The sequence below is a fragment of the Exiguobacterium sp. s83 genome, from assembly GCF_018617095.1.
In the GTDB taxonomy this organism is placed as follows: Bacteria; Bacillota; Bacilli; order Exiguobacteriales; family Exiguobacteriaceae; genus Exiguobacterium; species Exiguobacterium profundum.
In genome coordinates this window covers 1,236,928-1,254,643 of the sequence record NZ_JACSJP010000001.1, presented here as the reverse complement: position 1 = coordinate 1,254,643, position 17,716 = coordinate 1,236,928, and the positions used below count along the sequence as shown (strand labels likewise).

The following is a 17,716-nucleotide window of genomic DNA, read 5'->3' as shown; positions in this document are numbered from 1 at the left end:
ATTTTCTTCACACTTTTTTCTTTCTTCTTGGTACAATAGGAATGACGCTAAACTGGAATAAGAGAAGGGGGAACATGGGGATGTTGAAAAAAGCATGGGCAAGCCTGCTTGCAGTAATCTTCATTCTAACAATCGCACCAATGAATACCTCAGCGAACGAAGCGTTCTTAGACGCTCTCGAAGAGGATTTGAAAGCAACGCATTACGACTATAAAGAAGGAACAGCTGAAATCATCAAAGAAGAGACACTTCGCCATTCAAACGGCAACGAAGTCATCGCGGCTGTCGTAGAGCTCGATACGATTCGTGATGGGATCTTCATCACACGTAAAACCGAGTACCATTACTTTGATGCTACAGACAACAAGATTCTTACATCAGCGGATCTCGTAGAAGTAGAAGGAGCTTCAGAGTTTGCGGACGCGAACATCGACATGCTCGGTCAACAGATCGTCTATTGGTTACCGGTATTGGTCTTGCTTCTAATGATTGCGATTCCAGCACTCATTTTGTTCTTGGTTGTACCACGTTTCTATTCAACAAGTTCATATATGAATGCCGTATATGAAAAGAATGACAACCCAAGATAAGAGATGAAAGTACCCCGTTCAAGAGAACGGGGTACTTTTTACTGTTGTTTTAACTGTCCGACGATATCAGTTAGTGACATCCCATTTCCTGAAGAAACGGAGGCGATGAAGGCACTCTCGACAATGGGACCATCGAAAAATTCGACATGTTTGTCACCTTCGTACATATCGATGGCGAGTTCCGCATTCATTGTCGCCGATCCGATATCACTGAGGAGAAGTGCTTCTCCATCGACCTGATCGAGCGCTGATAAGATGCGATTCACGTCCGTTCCGATAGCGCCATCCTCAAGGCCACCAGCTAGATGAATGGGCACGGACGGTGCCATTTCCTTCATCAAATCTTGGATGCCTTCCGCAATTTTTGCGCTGTGCGAGACGATGATCAATTCAACGATGTCAATCGACCTCCTTCATAATCGCGCCCAAAAGGATTGAGCTAGAAAGGGCACCCGGATCAACGGTTCCGCGAGAGTTTTCTCCGAAATAAGAGGCTCTTCCTTTCGTCGCCACCATATCTTCTGTTTTTTGGACAAGTGCGTCTAATTTCTGTTTATAATCTTCCCCTTGTTGGACTTGCTCGAGGAACGGGTCCCAGACGTCAACCATCGTTTTTTGGCCGACTTCCGATTTCCCTCGTGCTTTGATGGAATTCGAACCTTCCTGGAGCGCATCCTTGAGTAAGTCAAAGTCCGCTTCGGTCGCATCCCCGAATTTGGTTGCCATCTTCACGAAAGCTGAACCGTATAAAGGTCCGGCCGCGCCTCCGACTTTCGACATGAGGGTCATCCCGACCTTTTTACTAAGTGCTCCAAGAGAGTCATAATCCTCATCTAGAATAGCGGAGACCGCATCAAAACCACGAGACATGTTGATGCCATGGTCTCCGTCGCCGATGGCCCGGTCTAAATCGGTCAACGTATCCTTTTGTTCTTCGATGCCAACTTGTGCGTCGCGTAACGCTTGCTTCATCCGATCAATCGTCAACATAAACCAAACACCTCATTTATTAAATTTTGAATCCAAGTGCTGCCGAAGGAGCGTCGAGATACGTCGTCATCTCATCATCGAGAGGGAGCAACGTGATGGAGAACCCATGCATCTCGAGTGAAGTCATGTAGTTGCCGACATACTTCCGTTTAAGGGTATACCCAGCAGCTTCCAGTTTTTCGGCAACGAAGTGATAGGTCACGTATAACTCAGACAACGGCGTTCCACCCATTCCGTTCACCATGACAGCAACTTCTCCTGGCTCGACTTCTTTTTTCAAGTGACTGAGGAGGTCGTCGACGATTTGGTCGACATCACTCGTCGGTTTCCGCTCGACACCACGTTCCCCGTGAATCCCGATGCCGATTTCCATCTCTTCCTCGTTCAAGTCGAAACCTGGTTTACCACTGACCGGCATGTAACAAGGTTCCACGGCCATCCCCATGGAGCGAACGTGTGAAGCTACTTTTTCGGCGATGGATTTGACTTCTTCAAGTGATTTGCCACTAGCTGCAGCGGCTCCGGCAATTTTGTGAACAAAGACCGTTCCGGCTACCCCGCGTCGATCTTCTTTGTTCGAAATGGCGACATCATCGGCGACGACGACGTGGTCGACTTTAATGCCATCACCTTCGGCCAGTTCTGCGGCGAGCTCAAAGTTCATCACGTCGCCGGAATAGTTTTTCACAATCAAAAGAACGCCGTTTCCGCCGTCAGCTGCTTTGATTCCTTCAAGTACCATGTCCGGAGTAGGAGAGGTGAACACTTCCCCACATACTGCCGCATCGAGCATACCGTCCCCGACATATCCAGCGTGGGCCGGCTCGTGACCACTACCGCCTCCAGATACGAGACCGACTTTTCCAGACTTCGCTCCGTCAGCCCGACAGATGACATTCACACCGTCGACGCGACCATACATTTCAGGATGGGCATGGACCATCCCTTCAACCATTTGCGATACGAGTTCACTTGCTTCACCGATTAGCTTCTTCACGCGAGATCACTCCTTTATTAAATTGAAAACTACCAATTTCAATTTTCCACTCTTTCGAGGGAACTAAACAAAAAAACCGACGAATCATTCGTCGGTTTCGTGTCATGCATATTCGAGTAATGCGCCAGTCTCAGAGTCGACTGTAAACTCATATGTTTTCTCTTCATCGTTCTCAAGAACCGAGATGCCACCTTTGTAGACGTCGTATTCACGACCGTCGTATGTGTAAATCTCCGGTGATGCAGAAATCCATGCCCCTTGGACATGACCTTTTGCTGAGAAAGCACGCTTCGTGTACTCTAAGGCGTTTTCTGCAGATAAGCTACGTTCATCTAAAGCTTTTTTCGTCATAAGTGCGGCAATGACGGCAACCCCGATTCCAATAAACCAATACCTTTTTTTCATATGACTACCTCCCCTTGAACTATGGCTATCATGTACATCGTACCAAAACCTGTACCCGAATGGAATGAAAAGCATTCGCATCCTGTCAAAACTTTTGTATATAATGAGACAAGAACGGTTAGGAAAGGATGATGAAAGATGGATCAGAAGACGAGAGATTTATTTAAGACGCTAACAGAACTCCCGGGAGCTCCTGGGTTCGAGTCTGAAGTTCGTCAATTTGTACGTGGACGAATTGAACCCCATTCAGATGAAATTGTCACGGATGGCATCGGATCAATTTTTGGAAAACGTGTCGGAGACGAGTCGGGACCGAAAGTCATGGTAGCCGGACATATGGATGAGGTCGCTTTTATGGTGACACGGATTACCGAGAACGGCATGCTTTACATACAACCACTCGGTGGCTGGTGGAGCCAAGTGCTCATGGCGCAACGTTTCGACATCATCACGTCGAACGGTAAAATTCCCGGTGTCGTCGCTTCGACACCGCCTCATTTGTTAGGTCCAGATGCAATGAGTAAACCGATGGACATCAAGCAGATGTTTATCGATATCGGAGCAGATTCGAAAGAAGAAGCAGAGTCATGGGGTGTACGTCCGGGGGTCCCTGCTGTTCCATCGAGCGCATTTACCCCACTTCATCACCCGAAAAAGATTATGGCCAAAGCTTGGGACAATCGTTATGGCGTCGGTCTTGCAATCGAATTGTTGGAGGAAACGACAAAAGCGGATCATCCAAACATCTTGTTCTCGGGTGCTACCGTACAAGAAGAAGTCGGATTACGTGGAGCGCAGACAGCATCTGAATTGATTCAGCCAGATGTGGCACTCGTACTCGATGCTTCACCGGCCAATGATGCTTCAGGAAGTAAAACGGAGTTCGGTCAGCTCGGTGAGGGAGCATTGATCCGAATTTTAGATCGCGTCATGGTCATGTCTCCTGAAATGCGTGATTTCTTACTCGATACGGCTTCAGACGAAAACATCAAGACACAATATTTCGTCTCACCAGGCGGTACCGATGCGGGGCGCGTTCACATGAGCGGAGAAGGGGTGCCGACAGCCGTCATTGGCGTCGCATCTCGTTATATCCATACACACGCCTCGATTCTTCATACGGATGACTACGATGCAGCGAAAGCGTTGCTCAAAGCGTTGGTCAAGCGACTTGATCGTTCGACACTTGAAACGCTACGTCCGTCTCTGTAAATCAAACATTCCGTTCACTCGAAAGATGAGTGGACGGTTTTTTTATGGATGTTCTTGCTATTTCATGAAAACGTCTTATACTGATAAAGGTGTTTATACATGTATGTTACTCGTGACAAGACACCTGTATAAGTGTAAGGAGGATATGTTATGTTCAAGAAAAAAGGAATCTCATTGAGCCTGTCGCTTTATTTTGTGACGGCGCTAAGTTATATGGCACTTGGTTTGTTTAGTACGTTAATCATCGGTCTGATCATAAAAACGATCGGAGGTCAGCTCGAAGGAACGACATTCACAGGGATGAGTGCCACATTGATTCAAATCGGGGATGTCGCCATGAGTTTGACCGGACCGGCAATCGGGATTGCCATCGCCTATGCGTTAGAGGCGCCGCCGCTCATTTTGTTTTCCGCGCTCGTTATCGGGGCGTTTGGATATGAGTTCGGACCGGCAGGAAGTTACGTTGCGACGATTCTTGCGGTCGAAGTCTCAAAACTTGTCTCTAAATCGACGAAACTAGATATTTTAGTGACGCCGTTCACAACGATTGCCGTAGGCTACCTCACTGCGACGTATATCGGCAAGTATGTCGGCTTATTCATGACGCAACTCGGTGGTTGGATTGAATGGGGCACGGAGCAACAGCCGTTGTTCATGGGAGTGGTCGTCGCGACATTGATGGGACTTGCGTTAACGGCACCGATTTCAAGTGCTGCCATCGCATTGATGCTCGGTTTGAACGGAATTGCCGCTGGAGCAGCGACTGTCGGTTGCGCGGCTCAGATGATTGGGTTTGCCATCACGAGTTATCGTGATAATGGGGTCGGTGGGGCGATTGCTCAAGGAATCGGCACCTCGATGCTTCAAGTCGGGAACATTGTGAAAAACCCTTGGATTCTTCTTCCGCCAACAATGGCCGGGGCTGTATTGGCTCCAATCGCGATTCTGTTGTTTGAACTGGAAAGTGTCGCTGCGGGGGCAGGCATGGGAACAAGTGGGCTCGTCGGCCCGATTGTCATGCTTGAAACGATGGGCTTTAGCTGGTATACCTTTCTCGTCGTCTTTGGTTTCCTCATAATTGGACCAGCCTTATTGAGTTACGCGGTATACGTAGTCTTGCGAAGAACCGGTCGGATTCAACCGAATGATTTAAAAATTGATTATTAATGAAGAGCAACGTTTCGAGGAACGTTGCTCTTTTTCATCCAATTCCGAACCACATTTTCACGGACTCAACCGTCTCACGAGGGACTCGGAAACTGATTAAGAATAACATGAGCACAATCACGTAAATGGGGATCAAGAAACGCTTTCGAACGATGGGCAAGTGACGTGCCAATTTCTTGAGATATTTTTCGAGCACATAAATGACGGCGAAACCGACAACGAGCCAAATCAAGATCTCTAGTCTCGTTTTATCAGTGTCAATAAACAAGTAGCCGTATCGCAAAATGGCAAGCATTCCAAATACACCGACCATCTGTTCAAGAGGGTGCTTCATTTCAGGGTTTAACGTTTCGCGTGTTAATTTCATTCAGCTTCACCTGTTTCAACTAGTTTCGGCTTTGATTATAACAAACAGCAGAGCAGAATGTGTGACTTGACTTATGCTATTATAAGTGAGGAAAAAACGAACAGGAGTGATAATCATGAAACGACTATCAACAATGGCAGAATATATCGAAGCAAAAGAAGCGAAAAGTGTCCTTATGTTTTCGGCGACATGGTGTGGAGATTGCCGATTCCTTGACCCATTCATGCCGGAAATCGAGAAGAAATTTGAAGCATGGACGTTCTATTACGTCGATCGTGACGAGTTCATGGAACTTGCGCAAGAACTTGATATTTTTGGCATCCCAAGCTTTGTTGCGTTTGAAAATGGCAATGAGGTTGATCGCTACGTCGGTCGTGAACGGAAGACGCCGGAACAGGTTGAAGCTTTCTTGAACGGATTAGGGTGAGCCTTTATGGAACGGAATGAGTTAAGACGTTATCTAGAATCGCATTTTAATGAAGAATACCGTACTTCTTACGACCGTGAGAATGAGGTACTGCGCGTCGAGCGGAAATCTGACCGTTTTGGGGTCAATATCCGCCTTGCGCCGATTGTGGCAAAGGCTAAGACACGCGGTACGGTTGCCGTCGATGAAGTCATCGAGTATATCGAATCAGCGATGAAGGCGGATGATCAAATCTCCCTCACCGGAAATGAAGATGCCATCTATCCGGTCATTCGTTCGAACTCTTTCTCGAAGACGACAAAAAATGGAGAAGCACTTGCATTCACCCCGCACACGGCCGAGACCGCGATTTTTTATGCGCTGGACCGTGGAAACGGATATCGGTTGATTGAAGAACGCCACCTTTCGGATGAAATGACGCTCGACCGCATCGAGCGAATCGCCCGTGAGAATGTGAAAAAACTACCGACCGAGATGAAACAAGACGAAGTGGCTGGAAACCCATTCTACTTCTTATCAACTCGTGATGGCTACGAGGCATCTCGTGTGTTAAATGACGAGTTTCTTCGGCTGATGGAACGACGGATTGAAGGGGATATGCTCGTCGGTGTCCCGCATCAGGATGTGATGATCGTTGCGGACATTCGAAATGACCAAGGATATGATGCGATGCAGCAACTGATGTTTGATTTCTTCACAAATGGTCGAATTCCCGTCACTGCACTCGCCTTTCACTATGTGGCGGGGGAACTTGAACCGATTTTCATTGTCGGAAAAAAGACCCCGCCATCGAACACATAATCTGATAAAATAAGTGAGATGAGTTTGAAAGAAGGGACGTAGGAACGTATGCAAATGAATGTGTTTTATAACCGAGAAGGAATCGGTGATGTACTCATGGTGTTGTTAAAAGAAGGAGAACGACATCATCAATCTGTCGAGCGGACGGGAGACGTGGCAATCGTCAAGTCGGCAGACGGAAAAGTGAACGGGTACAACCTGTTTCAAGCAAGTCAACATGTTGATGTGACAGGATGGAATGGTCCTGTTGAGTTGACAGTCGAATTAGTGGAACAGTTGCAATCTGTCTTAAATGATAACGGAATTGAAGAGGACTTTTCATGGGTTGACGTGACGCCGAAGTTTGTCGTTGGGTATGTTGAAAGCGCAGTAAAACACCCGGACGCTGACAAACTGTCAATCTGTCAAGTTCAAATCGACCAAGGGACTGTTCAAATAGTATGTGGCGCACCGAATGTGGCAACAGGGCAAAAAGTCGTTGTCGCAAAACCGGGTGCGGTGATGCCGACTGGTTTGATTATCCGTCCGTCTGCACTCCGTGGTGAAAGTTCACACGGGATGATTTGTTCTGCCCGTGAATTAAACCTTCCGAACGCCCCGCAAGAAAAAGGGATTTTAGTATTAGATGACGAATATGAAGTAGGTACAGCATTTAAAATCGGTCGCTAAATTCGACCGATTTTTTGTTAAATATGGATTGAGTAAAAAAGCGAGGAATCAAGTATGGATGCATATGAACGTTCACTGAAGCAACAAGCAGAGCGAATCAAACGAGAACTGTCGAAAGAAGGACAAAAAGGTTCCCCTCCGCCAAAGGTAGAGGTAACCGAGGAATTTATTCCGTCAGACGTCCCGTCACCGATTTATGGATATGCTCGTCCGAAACCAAAGATTGTCCTTCCGGTCGAACACTCTCCTGAAACGAGAGATGCGTATGATTCAACGATGGCATCTACTCATTCTACGACGGAAGAGCCAATCCAAGAGTCATCTACTGAACCCGTCTCTGAACCTGAATGGAGCAAAGAGTCCAACGAGCTGATTTCCGAGGAAATGGAAATGGAAGAAAAACCGATTCTTGGTGAAGTTTCGATTCTAGATAATGGCTTTTCATCTGTTTTTATGCAATCAACGGATTTATCCCGTTCAAAAAAGGAGACGGTCGTAGAGGCTCATCAAGATGCCACTCCTCATACTGACCTAGATATTGACGAATCGGCGGAACAAATCGGTTCGTCGCTTGAGCAGATTGCAGAAAGATTACAAACACCATCTGAACAGCAAGAAGTGCCATCTGCCACAGATTTGACATCAGCGGTTCAAGTCTCATTTAAAGCGGATCAACCGCCTGTAAATGTGATGATGACGCCAAAAGATCGCATGGCGATGTACCGCAGCCGACGACTTGCGCAAAAAAACAATAATCTGTAATAGCACGACTCTGTGAGTTTTGCTATAATGACAAAGGTTTGTCGCATTTTGACGAGCCGCAATGAATTAGGGGGGCTATTTACAGATGAACCGTTATCACTTCGTCGGAATTAAAGGAACGGGCATGAGTCCTTTAGCTCAAATTTTATTTGATATGAACAATGAGGTCCGTGGATCGGACGTTGAAAAAGCATTTTTTACAGAAGAAGCATTGAACCGTAAAGGGATTGAAATTTTGCCATTCGATCCTGAAAATATTTCGGAAGACCAAATCGTTGTGCAAGGAAACGCGTTCAGTGATGATCATCCAGAAATCGTGCGTGCACGTGAACTCGGATTGACGATTTATAAGTATTACGAGTTTTTAGGTGAACTCGCGAACCATTACACGAGTGTCGCCATCACTGGGTCACACGGGAAGACGTCAACGACGGGATTGCTTGCACACGTCATGCGTGGAATCGAACCGACATCGTTCTTAATCGGCGATGGCACGGGAGAAGGAGTGGCGGATTCGAAAAACTTCGTCTTCGAAGCTTGTGAGTACAAGCGTCATTTCTTATACTACCGTCCAGACTACGCGATTATGACGAATATCGACTTTGACCATTCGGACTATTTCTCTGGACTTGATGACGTCATTGACGCTTTCCAAGAAATGGCGAAACAAGTGAAGAAAGGAATCATTGCTTGTGGCGATGACGAAAATCTTCAACAGATTCAAGCCAACGTGCCGCTCGTCTATTATGGTTTCGGGGCGCACAATGATTTCCGTGCTGAACAGGTCACATCGACAGAAAATGGAACGACATTTGATGTCTTTTTGCGTGATGACTTCTACGGAACGTTCCGAATTCCTGGATATGGAGACCACAGCGTGTTGAACGCGCTCGCTGTCATTGCGACATGCGACTACGAGAACTTGCCGAAAGAATTGGTGAAAGAACGTCTTGAGACGTTCAATGGTGTAAAACGCCGATTCAGTGAATCGACGTTAAACGACCAAGTGCTTGTCGATGACTACGCGCATCATCCGCGGGAAATCAGTGCAACGGTCGAAGCGGCTCGGAAAAAGTATGGCAATCGAGAAGTCGTTGCGATTTTCCAACCACACACGTATACACGCTTGAAATCATTCATGGATGATTTTGCGACGGCATTGGCCGAAGCAGACACTGTCTATTTATGTGATATTTTCGGTTCAGCACGTGAGCAGGAAGGAACGGTCACGATCGAAGACCTCCAATCACGAATCGAAGGCGCGCATATTTTAAAACGTGGTGGTACAGGCGTGTTACGCAACCATGCCGATGCCGTGCTCTTATTCATGGGTGCCGGTGATATTCAAACGTATCAGCGCGAATATGAAGAAGTTGTAAAACTTGAAGCATAAGTGTGAAGGGAGACGAAAGTCTCTCTTTTTAATGTTTAGCCATCCAAAATCTCGGTAATAGTAGTATCGATGAATATGACAAAGGAGATGTTAGGAATGGCTAGTCAAGTTGCGCTCAACACATTGAACAAAGAAGTAGCGAACTATGGATTACTGTTTGTGAAACTTCATAATTATCACTGGTATATCAGTGGACCGCACTTCTTCACGTACCATGAAAAACTAGAAGAGCTCTATAATCTAGTGGCAGAACTTTATGATGACGTGGCAGAACGCCTACTAATGAATGACGGCGAACCGTTTGCGACGATGAAAGAGTATCTTGAACATTCGACGTTAAAAGAAGGCGATCGTCATGCCGAGACAGATCAGATGATTAAAGACATCATCAGTGACTTCAAACAAATCCGTCAAGAGATGCAAGATGCGATGGAGAAATTTGAGGATGGCGATGAGGCGATTGAAGATACATTCGTCTCTCATATCGAACGACTCGAAAAAGAAATTTGGATGATGTCTGCAGCCCTCGGGAAGAAAACAAAATTATAAACATAAAAATGGTGCGCCTTTGTCAGGCGCACCATTTTTATGTTATTTCAAGTTTTCTGGATTAAGCGGAAGCAAGGCATCGATGACGAAACGTCCGTCTTTTCGGATGAGTACATCGTCGAACCAAATTTCGCCGCCACCGTAATCCGGGCGCTGGATGTTGACAAGATCCCAATGGACAGATGAGTTGTTGCCGTTATAGGCTTCATCATACGCTTGACCTGGCGTGAAGTGGAAGCTGCCGTCAATTTTCTCATCGAAGAGGATATCTTTCATCGGATGTTGAATGTATGGGTTCACACCGATTGCGAACTCACCGACGTAACGGGCTCCTTCATCTGTGTTGAACACTTCATTGATTCGTTCTGTATCATTAGCCGTCGCATCTACAATCTTCCCGTCTTTGAACGTCAACTTCACATTCTCGAATGTGAATCCTTGGTATGGAGATGGCGTATTGTACGTGATCACGCCATTGACCGAGTCTTTTACCGGTGCTGTGAACACTTCACCATCTGGAATGTTCATTTGACCCGAGCACTTGATTGCCGGAATATCTTTTATGGAGAACGAGAGGTCCGTTCCTGGTCCTTTCAACGTGACACGGTCCGTCTTGTTCATCAATTCGACCAATCCGTCCATTGCGCGGTCCATCTTTCCGTAATCGAGCGTACATACATTGAAGTAGAAGTCTTCGAACGCTTCTGTCGATTTTCCAGCAAGTTGCGCCATCGATGGAGATGGATAACGAAGGACGACCCATTTAGTTCCTTTGACCCGGTCTTCGGTATGCATTTTCCCAAGAGTGGCACCGACGAGTTTTTGTTGCTCACTCGGCACGTCAGAGAGTTCGTTGATGTTATCACCAGCACGTAAGCCGATATAGGCATCCATTGCCTGCATCTGTTTACGCTCGATGTCGGCCATGAGTTCGAGTTGCTCTCGGCTTGCGCCCGTATATAACTTACGTAAGATACGGCTCTCTTTCAACAAGACGAATGGGTGTCCGCCTGCCTCATATGCTTTTTCGACGAGTGCCTCAACGAGCGACTCCTCGACGCCAAAGTTCTCAATCAGTACCTTTTCCCCCGGTTGTAGCTTGACGGAATAATTGATTAAACCGTCTGCTAACTGTGTAATTCTTGGATCTCTCACACGATCACCCCTAATTATTTTTATGAATTTCTATTTTAGTGTAATCGAAAACATAAAAACGGGTAAAGGAATAATCAGACCCAATGGCGAAAACGGTTGTAGCAAATCTTTTCAGTCATAATGGTGCTATAATGAAACAAGAAACGATTGAATAGGAGGAATGGATTGAATGGAGATCACATTAGGAGGCATCGCTGGCCTGATTGCGGCGCTCGCGTTTGTCGTACTCGTCATCTTCTTGGCGCGTGTATTGTCGAATGTAAACCGTACACTCGGAAGCGTCGCCAACACGACCGAAAATTTAGAACGCCAGCTCGATGGAATCACAATGGAAGTGACGGCGCTCTTACATAAGACGAACCGTCTCGTGGACAACGTCGAAGAAAAAACAGAATTGCTCGCACCCGTCGCTCATGCGCTTGATGAGTTAGGGACATCATTGAACGAGGTGACCGAGTCTGTTCGTACCGTCTCGACATCTGTCCACTCGGCAGCAGACGAAAACAAAGAACAGATTGCGCAAGCCGTCCGATGGGGATCGGTTGCGGTCGAATTGTTCAAGAAGAACAAGCCGGAAGCATCTGCTTCAAAAGAACGTCCACGTCGCCGTACACGACGTGAAAAGAAAGCAGAAACACCTGTATCACCTGATTTGATTCAAACGGACGATACAATCAAATAACTAAATTTCGGGGAGGAACTCACACATGACAGACCAAAAGCAATCAACAGAACAGAATCAATCAAGTAGCGGATTTTTGACGGGTGTCATCCTCGGAGGGATTGTCGGAGCAGCGGTTGCCCTCTTAACATCACCGAAAAACGGACGTGAAGTTCGAACGTACCTTGACGAGAAGACGTCAACATCGCGAGAACGTCTGACTGTCAAATCGAAAGAAATGCGTGAGAAAGCAGAACCGGTCGTTGGGGAATGGATTAAAGTGGCGAGCGATAAGGCGGCACCTGTCCTCAATATCGTAAAAGATAAGGCGCGTGAGGCAGCAGAATTAAAGCAACAGATCGATGAGGACGAACTCTCGATTGAAGAGGCGATGGAGAAAGCGGATCAGCTCGTCGCGGAAGCGGAATCGGAAGTGAAAGAACAGATGGACCGTGCGGCTGAAGAAGAGGCAAATCCATCGAACGCATCGGATTCTGAATCAAACGATTCGCTCGAAGCACCTGTCAATGAGTTGCTTGATGAGGAATCGAAAGAAGAACTCAATGATTTGAAGAAAGACCTTAAAAAAAATGAATGACATGTAAGGGCCGAATGCATTCGGTCCTTTTTTGGTGATTTTGTGACGTAGAAGGTTTCCTTATGACAAAGCGCACAAAGTTCGATATAATTAGGAATCTGGAAAGAACGGCTTAAGAATGTGAGGGAAACTATGAGTCCACAAGATCAATTGAATCGATTACGTCGAGAAATGGATGAATTGAACCATGAAATGCTCGACTTGCTAAGTCGGCGTGGTACACTTGCCGTCGAAATTGGAAAAATCAAACGTCTTCAAGGCGTCGAACGTTATGATCCCGTCCGCGAGCGCGAGATGCTCGATTTTATCGCCGCTTCAAATCAAGGACCGTTTGAAACGTCACGTCTTCAACATATCTTTAAAGAAGTCTTTAAAGCGTCTGCTGAATTACAAGGGGAAGACCGTGATAAAACGCTTCTCGTTTCGCGGAAGCGTCAACCGGAAGACACGTTGGTCCACGTGAAGGACGTGACGATCGGAAACGGGCGTCCACAATTGATTGCGGGACCGTGTGCCGTTGAATCGTTTGAACAAGTGAATGCGGTCGCAGAAAAACTTGCATTATCGGGAGTTAAAGTGATGCGAGGTGGTGCTTATAAACCGCGTACGTCTCCTTACGATTTCCAAGGCTTAGGCTTTGAAGGATTGAAGCTGTTGAAGACAGCAGCTGACCGACACGACCTACGAGTCATCACGGAAATCATGACTCCCGGCGCAGTGGAATCGGCGTTACCATATGTCGATATCATTCAGGTCGGGGCTCGCAACATGCAGAACTTCGATTTGTTAAAAGAAGTCGGGAAGACAGACAAACCGGTCTTGTTGAAGCGCGGATTATCCGCTACAATCGAAGAGTTCATTTATGCGGCAGAGTACATTATGGCGAGCGGGAACAGCCAAGTCATCTTATGCGAGCGGGGAATTCGAACGTATGAACGAGCAACACGTAATACGTTGGACATCACGGCTGTGCCGATTTTGAAGCAAGAGACGCATCTACCTGTCATGGTAGACGTCACGCATTCGACGGGTCGTCGTGACTTGTTGTTACCGGCTGCAAAAGCGGCCCTTGCCATCGGAGCTGACGGTGTGATGGTAGAAGTGCACCCGAATCCTGCCATTGCATTATCGGATGCGCAACAACAATTGGACTTCGATCAATTCGATCAATTTGTGGAAGGACTCACCGTCCAGTTTCCCCGACTTGATTTGGTGAAAAAGTAAGCTTTCCAAATGGAAACGTTTTATATCGCATGAAGACAGGGTAAATGGATGACAGATACCTGTCTTCCTTTTTTAAGATGTTTTATGAAAACTTTTTGAAAATCAGGACTTGTAGGAGGAGTAGTTTATGAATAGTAACAACGTAACGATTTACGATGTCGCACGAGAAGCCGGGGTGTCAATGGCAACCGTTTCTCGTGTCGTCAACGGAAACCCGAACGTCAAACCGACAACACGCAAGAAAGTACAGGATGCGATTGACCGTCTTGGTTATCGTCCGAACGCCGTCGCGCGTGGACTTGCGAGTAAAAAAACGACAACGGTCGGTGTCATCGTACCGGATATCTCGAACATCTTCTTTGCTGATTTGGCACGAGGCATTGAAGACGTGGCGACGATGTACAAATACAACATCATCCTTGGTAACTCGGATTCGAGTCGTGACAAGGAAGTGCATTTACTCAATACGTTGTTAGGGAAGCAAGTGGACGGCATCATCTTCATGGGTGGACGTTTGCATGAAGACCTCGTCGAAGAGTTCAAAAAATCACCGGTTCCAATCGTTCTCGCAGCGACGTTGAACCAAGGATATGATCTCCCTGCCGTCAACATCGATTATGAACAAGCCGCATATGACGCGACTCAGATGTTGATCAACCACGGACATGATCGTGTTGGATTTATCACTGGACCGCTCGAACAACAAATCAATGGCGAGAAGAAATTCGCTGGATACCGTCGCGCGCTTGAAGATGCAGGTCTTCCATTCCATGATAACGATATGATTCTTGGAAATTATACGTATGCGTCTGGTCTCGAGGCGATGCAAAAAATGTTGCAGCGAGATGATTGCCCGAAAGCCATCTTTGCGGGGACGGATGAGATGGCACTCGGTGTCATCCACGCGATCCAAGATGCAGGTTACTCGGTTCCAAACGACTTTGAAGTCGTCGGTCACGATAACACGCGTCTCGCGACGATGATTCGTCCGAAGTTGACGACGGTCGTTCAACCGATGTACGATATCGGAGCCGTCGCGATGCGTCTCTTGACTAAGATTTTGAACGCGGAAGAAATCGAAGAGAAAAACGTCGTGCTTCCTCACCGAATCGAACGCCGTGACTCGCTTCGCCAAGATTAATCAAAAGGCCTCCCCATCCGTCACATCATGTGAGGGAAAGGGGAGGCTTATTTTTATAGGTAAATTGACTTTCGGTCATTTGATATGAACGGCCAAAAGGCTCGTTTTGTGACTTCCCAATTCTTTTCTTCGATTTGTTGACGGCGCGGGATATGATCAAACGCATAAAGCGAGTCGTCCCAGCGAGTGGGTAACGGTTGACCAGCGACACCAGACCATTGCTCAATCCACTCGCGCGGAATATCTCCAGAATAGGGTGCTTCTCTCGTCAATCCAGCCCACACTTGAGCCCATGCGCGTGGCACGGCACGATACCAGTCATACCCGCCGCCACCAAGGGCGACGAGACGGCCGTCTGTATATTCATCGGCCAGGCGTGAGGCAATCTGCGGGATTTGTTCGAACGTCCGTATCGTTGATGCCAGATGGGTGAGTGGATCAAAGACATGGGCATCCGCACCGTTCTGAGTCAGGATGATATCAGGTTTGAACCATTCGCACGCTTCACGTAAAACGGTCTCATAGCAAGTCAAAAATGAGTCATCTTGGGTGAACGCATCGACCGGTACGTTCCAACTGTAGCCGTATCCTTTCCCATTACCTCGTTCTGTCACCATTCCGGTACCCGGGAAGAGATAGCGACCTGTCTCGTGTATGGATAAAGTCATCACATCATCATCGTCATAGAAGAGCCATTGGACCCCGTCCCCATGATGCGCATCCGTATCTACATAGAGAACGCGCGACCCGTATTGTTTTCTCACATGTGCGATGGCGACGGCCGCATCGTTATAGACGCAAAATCCTGATGCTTTGCGCCGCATTCCATGATGTAGACCGCCCCCAACATGGAAGGCGCGCTCTGCTTTGCCGCTCGCAACTAGATCGAGCGCATGAATCGTCCCTCCGACAAGCCGTGCGGCTCCCTCGTGTATCGTCGGAAAGATGGGAGTGTCTTCCGTACCGAGACCAAACTTATTCGCTTTCAGCGTGGAAAGTTCTCCTGCCCCCGCAGCTTGTACGGCTTCGATGTAGTCAAAGTCATGAACGAGCGCTAACGCTTCAACCGAAGCGAGTGGCGGAGATACACATTCCGATTTGGACAGTTTTCCGGCTGCAATCAATAGCGATGTCGTTAATTCCAGTCGTAACGGATTGAACGGGTGATCCTCATGAAAGCGATAAGACGTCTCGTCTTCGCCAAATATGTAAATCGGTCTCATCGCGACATCTCCGGACCGAGGACATCATAGCCTTCACGTTTCAACCGTTCGATGATTCGGAGCGGGTTCATCGTCTGGACGCGGAAAGAGATGATACGTTTATACGGATCGCTCGTCGGATGAACGAAGACGTTGATGATATTGACGTTTGTTTTGGCGAGGAGGCGGGTCACTTTTTCGAGTGTACCGGTCGTATTTTCGACGAGGATCTCGATTTGCGAACTCGGTTCGAGGGCGCCGGTCAATTGGACGAAGTAACGTAATAAATCTGTCTCTGTCAATACACCGACGAGTTTCCCTTGTTCGACGATCGGGAGACAAGTTAGCCGGTTTTCGTAAAACAAGGCAGCGGCATCTTCAAAGAAGTCGAAAGGATGCGCTGTCGGTACCTCGGATCGCATGATACTCGATACAGGGTTCTGAAAGTCTGCGTTTTCACTTTCGGGATGAAAGACGCTCGTCGCCCCACTCATCTCGAATTGTCCGACAATCCCAACGACTTGTCGGGCAGGATTCGTCACAATCAAATGTCGGACACGATGCTCGCGCATCAGTTTAGCGGCATGAGCAATCGTATTGGTCGGTTGAATCGTCACCACATGTCGATTCATCATCTGTTCGATTAACATGAAATCCCTCCTTAGTCGTACATGAATCGTCGGCGAAGCCGAAGCGAGTCAAAATGATCAATCGTCTCTTGGCGTACATGTTTTCCGATACGAGCCATCAAACAGTTGGCAGGATGGGAGGCAATCTCAGGATCGTCTGTCGGGAAGAAAACAAGTCCACCGTGATTCATCATCTTTTCCATGACTTTTCGATAATCCCAAATCGAGAGTCCACTACCTTTCAAATCCCAGTGCCAATAATATTCGGTCGTCAAAATCAAAAAGTCATCCATATGTGGGTCCATCATCGATACTTCGAGTAATTGTTTCCCGATTCGTTGACCACGGAAGCGAGGACTCACCTCGATTGCCCCGAGTTCAAGGATGTATGGGTCATTCCCTTCACTCCAACGCTCATACGGGTCAGGATAGAGGAAAGTCACGTATCCAATCACGAGGTCGTCTTGCCTGGCGACGATGATTCTTCCTTCTTTCAACCCAGCAATATCGACGAGTGCTTCGTGCTGATCTTCTGGTTCACGAAATGCCGTCAATCCTTCATCCAGACGATACGTCCGTAACACGTCAGGTGCCACCGGCCCATCAATCGTGACTTCCCCCTGTGAGGTCTGCCACATTTTTGAATGATATTGTTTTTCCATAGGGTCACCACCTTTTCCATCTCTTATTATAGCGCTTTCATTGTGGAGGAATCATCCGCTTTTGATGAAATTGGAAATTCATTGATTTGTCATAATTTTAACACTATACTGAAAG

General features: G+C 47.3%; 22 protein-coding genes. 13 read left to right on the top strand and 9 right to left on the bottom strand.

What is annotated here, in order from left to right:
- Positions 1–80: 80 nt before the first annotated feature.
- Entirely contained in the window at positions 81–590 is a 510-nt protein-coding gene (locus KNO73_RS06495; RefSeq protein WP_240499834.1) for a hypothetical protein, read from the top strand.
- A 38-nt stretch (positions 591–628) separates the two neighbouring features.
- Here KNO73_RS06495 and dhaM read toward each other — a convergent pair whose 3' ends face one another.
- From dhaM to KNO73_RS06475, 4 genes are all read right to left on the bottom strand, one after another.
- Positions 629–979 (bottom strand): dihydroxyacetone kinase phosphoryl donor subunit DhaM, encoded by a 351-nt coding sequence (gene dhaM, locus KNO73_RS06490; protein ID WP_251024857.1) that lies wholly within the window; start codon positions 977–979, stop codon positions 629–631.
- A gap of 10 nt (positions 980–989) precedes the next feature.
- Entirely contained in the window at positions 990–1,577 is a 588-nt protein-coding gene (gene dhaL, locus KNO73_RS06485) for a dihydroxyacetone kinase subunit DhaL (protein WP_483299129.1), read from the bottom strand.
- Between the two features lie 22 nt (positions 1,578–1,599).
- Positions 1,600–2,577, bottom strand: a complete 978-nt coding sequence (gene dhaK / locus KNO73_RS06480) for a dihydroxyacetone kinase subunit DhaK (RefSeq protein ID WP_012726764.1) — start codon at positions 2,575–2,577, stop codon at positions 1,600–1,602.
- A gap of 102 nt (positions 2,578–2,679) precedes the next feature.
- Positions 2,680–2,982, bottom strand: coding sequence for a PepSY domain-containing protein (locus KNO73_RS06475; protein WP_012726763.1), 303 nt, complete (start codon positions 2,980–2,982; stop codon positions 2,680–2,682).
- A gap of 138 nt (positions 2,983–3,120) precedes the next feature.
- Between KNO73_RS06475 and KNO73_RS06470 the strand changes: the two genes are divergently transcribed.
- Together KNO73_RS06470 and KNO73_RS06465 are read left to right on the top strand one after the other, a co-directional pair.
- Positions 3,121–4,194 carry a M42 family metallopeptidase gene (locus KNO73_RS06470; RefSeq protein ID WP_031423097.1) on the top strand — a complete coding sequence of 358 codons (1,074 nt, stop codon included), beginning with the start codon at positions 3,121–3,123 and terminating at the stop codon, positions 4,192–4,194.
- Positions 4,195–4,344: 150 nt separating this feature from the next.
- On the top strand, positions 4,345–5,361 hold the full coding sequence (locus KNO73_RS06465) for a PTS sugar transporter subunit IIC (RefSeq protein WP_214730464.1): 1,017 nt from the start codon (positions 4,345–4,347) through the stop codon (positions 5,359–5,361).
- Between the two features lie 34 nt (positions 5,362–5,395).
- Here the strand turns inward: KNO73_RS06465 and KNO73_RS06460 are convergent, their stop codons facing one another.
- On the bottom strand, positions 5,396–5,728 hold the full coding sequence (locus KNO73_RS06460; RefSeq protein ID WP_012726760.1) for a hypothetical protein: 333 nt from the start codon (positions 5,726–5,728) through the stop codon (positions 5,396–5,398).
- 115 nt (positions 5,729–5,843) lie between these two features.
- Here KNO73_RS06460 and KNO73_RS06455 point away from each other — a divergent pair, with 115 nt between their 5' ends.
- The 6 genes from KNO73_RS06455 (at position 5,844) to KNO73_RS06430 (ending at position 10,329) form a co-directional block, all read left to right on the top strand.
- The gene (locus tag KNO73_RS06455; RefSeq protein ID WP_012726759.1) at positions 5,844–6,155 is read left to right on the top strand and encodes a thioredoxin family protein; all 312 of its coding nucleotides are present in this window, start codon (positions 5,844–5,846) and stop codon (positions 6,153–6,155) included.
- 6 nt (positions 6,156–6,161) lie between these two features.
- Positions 6,162–6,956, top strand: a complete 795-nt coding sequence (locus KNO73_RS06450) for a DUF1444 domain-containing protein (protein WP_078147209.1) — start codon at positions 6,162–6,164, stop codon at positions 6,954–6,956.
- 54 nt (positions 6,957–7,010) lie between these two features.
- Positions 7,011–7,625 (top strand): YtpR family tRNA-binding protein, encoded by a 615-nt coding sequence (ytpR, locus tag KNO73_RS06445; protein WP_215112230.1) that lies wholly within the window; start codon positions 7,011–7,013, stop codon positions 7,623–7,625.
- A 54-nt stretch (positions 7,626–7,679) separates the two neighbouring features.
- Entirely contained in the window at positions 7,680–8,387 is a 708-nt protein-coding gene (locus KNO73_RS06440) for a hypothetical protein (protein WP_214683952.1), read from the top strand.
- An 85-nt stretch (positions 8,388–8,472) separates the two neighbouring features.
- A complete protein-coding gene (gene murC, locus KNO73_RS06435) occupies positions 8,473–9,780 on the top strand; it encodes a UDP-N-acetylmuramate--L-alanine ligase (RefSeq protein WP_012726755.1) in 1,308 nt (435 codons plus the stop codon).
- Positions 9,781–9,876: 96 nt separating this feature from the next.
- Positions 9,877–10,329 (top strand): Dps family protein, encoded by a 453-nt coding sequence (locus KNO73_RS06430; protein ID WP_012726754.1) that lies wholly within the window; start codon positions 9,877–9,879, stop codon positions 10,327–10,329.
- Positions 10,330–10,371: 42 nt separating this feature from the next.
- Here the strand turns inward: KNO73_RS06430 and KNO73_RS06425 are convergent, their stop codons facing one another.
- Entirely contained in the window at positions 10,372–11,484 is a 1,113-nt protein-coding gene (locus KNO73_RS06425; protein ID WP_012726753.1) for an aminopeptidase, read from the bottom strand.
- Between the two features lie 169 nt (positions 11,485–11,653).
- On the opposite strand from KNO73_RS06425, the gene KNO73_RS06420 reads away from it, so the two are divergent.
- The 4 genes from KNO73_RS06420 to ccpA all read left to right on the top strand — a co-directional run bounded on the left by KNO73_RS06420 (position 11,654) and on the right by ccpA (position 15,108).
- Positions 11,654–12,166: a DUF948 domain-containing protein gene (locus KNO73_RS06420; RefSeq protein WP_012726752.1), complete on the top strand. Its 513-nt coding sequence runs from the start codon at positions 11,654–11,656 to the stop codon at positions 12,164–12,166.
- Between the two features lie 25 nt (positions 12,167–12,191).
- On the top strand, positions 12,192–12,743 hold the full coding sequence (locus KNO73_RS06415) for a YtxH domain-containing protein (protein WP_214683954.1): 552 nt from the start codon (positions 12,192–12,194) through the stop codon (positions 12,741–12,743).
- A 132-nt stretch (positions 12,744–12,875) separates the two neighbouring features.
- On the top strand, positions 12,876–13,967 hold the full coding sequence (locus KNO73_RS06410; protein ID WP_078147206.1) for a bifunctional 3-deoxy-7-phosphoheptulonate synthase/chorismate mutase: 1,092 nt from the start codon (positions 12,876–12,878) through the stop codon (positions 13,965–13,967).
- Positions 13,968–14,094: 127 nt separating this feature from the next.
- Positions 14,095–15,108: a catabolite control protein A gene (gene ccpA, locus KNO73_RS06405; RefSeq protein ID WP_074033452.1), complete on the top strand. Its 1,014-nt coding sequence runs from the start codon at positions 14,095–14,097 to the stop codon at positions 15,106–15,108.
- Between the two features lie 53 nt (positions 15,109–15,161).
- Here ccpA and KNO73_RS06400 read toward each other — a convergent pair whose 3' ends face one another.
- Genes KNO73_RS06400 through KNO73_RS06390 form a run of 3 tightly spaced genes read right to left on the bottom strand, consistent with a single transcriptional unit; the run spans position 15,162 to position 17,601 of the window.
- The gene (locus tag KNO73_RS06400; protein WP_214683955.1) at positions 15,162–16,331 is read right to left on the bottom strand and encodes an acetoin utilization protein AcuC; all 1,170 of its coding nucleotides are present in this window, start codon (positions 16,329–16,331) and stop codon (positions 15,162–15,164) included.
- Positions 16,328–16,960 (bottom strand): acetoin utilization AcuB family protein, encoded by a 633-nt coding sequence (locus KNO73_RS06395; protein WP_012726747.1) that lies wholly within the window; start codon positions 16,958–16,960, stop codon positions 16,328–16,330. Before KNO73_RS06395 ends, KNO73_RS06400 begins: the two co-directional genes overlap by 4 nt.
- An 11-nt stretch (positions 16,961–16,971) precedes the next feature.
- Positions 16,972–17,601, bottom strand: coding sequence for a GNAT family N-acetyltransferase (locus tag KNO73_RS06390; protein ID WP_215112229.1), 630 nt, complete (start codon positions 17,599–17,601; stop codon positions 16,972–16,974).
- Between the last annotated feature and the right edge of the window lie 115 nt (positions 17,602–17,716).

Bases quoted from the DNA above. Each gene is read 5' to 3' on its own strand.
- KNO73_RS06440 (WP_214683952.1), top strand. From the start codon at position 7,680: ATGGATGCATATGAACGTTCACTGAAGCAACAAGCAGAGCGAATCAAA.
- KNO73_RS06400 (WP_214683955.1), bottom strand. From the start codon at position 16,331: ATGAGACCGATTTACATATTTGGCGAAGACGAGACGTCTTATCGCTTT.
- KNO73_RS06410 (WP_078147206.1), top strand. From the start codon at position 12,876: ATGAGTCCACAAGATCAATTGAATCGATTACGTCGAGAAATGGATGAA.
- ytpR (WP_215112230.1), top strand. From the start codon at position 7,011: ATGAATGTGTTTTATAACCGAGAAGGAATCGGTGATGTACTCATGGTG.
- KNO73_RS06460 (WP_012726760.1), bottom strand. From the start codon at position 5,728: ATGAAATTAACACGCGAAACGTTAAACCCTGAAATGAAGCACCCTCTT.
- KNO73_RS06420 (WP_012726752.1), top strand. From the start codon at position 11,654: ATGGAGATCACATTAGGAGGCATCGCTGGCCTGATTGCGGCGCTCGCG.
- KNO73_RS06395 (WP_012726747.1), bottom strand. From the start codon at position 16,960: ATGTTAATCGAACAGATGATGAATCGACATGTGGTGACGATTCAACCG.
- KNO73_RS06390 (WP_215112229.1), bottom strand. From the start codon at position 17,601: ATGGAAAAACAATATCATTCAAAAATGTGGCAGACCTCACAGGGGGAA.
- KNO73_RS06495 (WP_240499834.1), top strand. From the start codon at position 81: ATGTTGAAAAAAGCATGGGCAAGCCTGCTTGCAGTAATCTTCATTCTA.
- KNO73_RS06470 (WP_031423097.1), top strand. From the start codon at position 3,121: ATGGATCAGAAGACGAGAGATTTATTTAAGACGCTAACAGAACTCCCG.
- KNO73_RS06430 (WP_012726754.1), top strand. From the start codon at position 9,877: ATGGCTAGTCAAGTTGCGCTCAACACATTGAACAAAGAAGTAGCGAAC.
- KNO73_RS06450 (WP_078147209.1), top strand. From the start codon at position 6,162: ATGGAACGGAATGAGTTAAGACGTTATCTAGAATCGCATTTTAATGAA.
- KNO73_RS06455 (WP_012726759.1), top strand. From the start codon at position 5,844: ATGAAACGACTATCAACAATGGCAGAATATATCGAAGCAAAAGAAGCG.
- KNO73_RS06415 (WP_214683954.1), top strand. From the start codon at position 12,192: ATGACAGACCAAAAGCAATCAACAGAACAGAATCAATCAAGTAGCGGA.
- ccpA (WP_074033452.1), top strand. From the start codon at position 14,095: ATGAATAGTAACAACGTAACGATTTACGATGTCGCACGAGAAGCCGGG.
- murC (WP_012726755.1), top strand. From the start codon at position 8,473: ATGAACCGTTATCACTTCGTCGGAATTAAAGGAACGGGCATGAGTCCT.
- KNO73_RS06465 (WP_214730464.1), top strand. From the start codon at position 4,345: ATGTTCAAGAAAAAAGGAATCTCATTGAGCCTGTCGCTTTATTTTGTG.
- KNO73_RS06475 (WP_012726763.1), bottom strand. From the start codon at position 2,982: ATGAAAAAAAGGTATTGGTTTATTGGAATCGGGGTTGCCGTCATTGCC.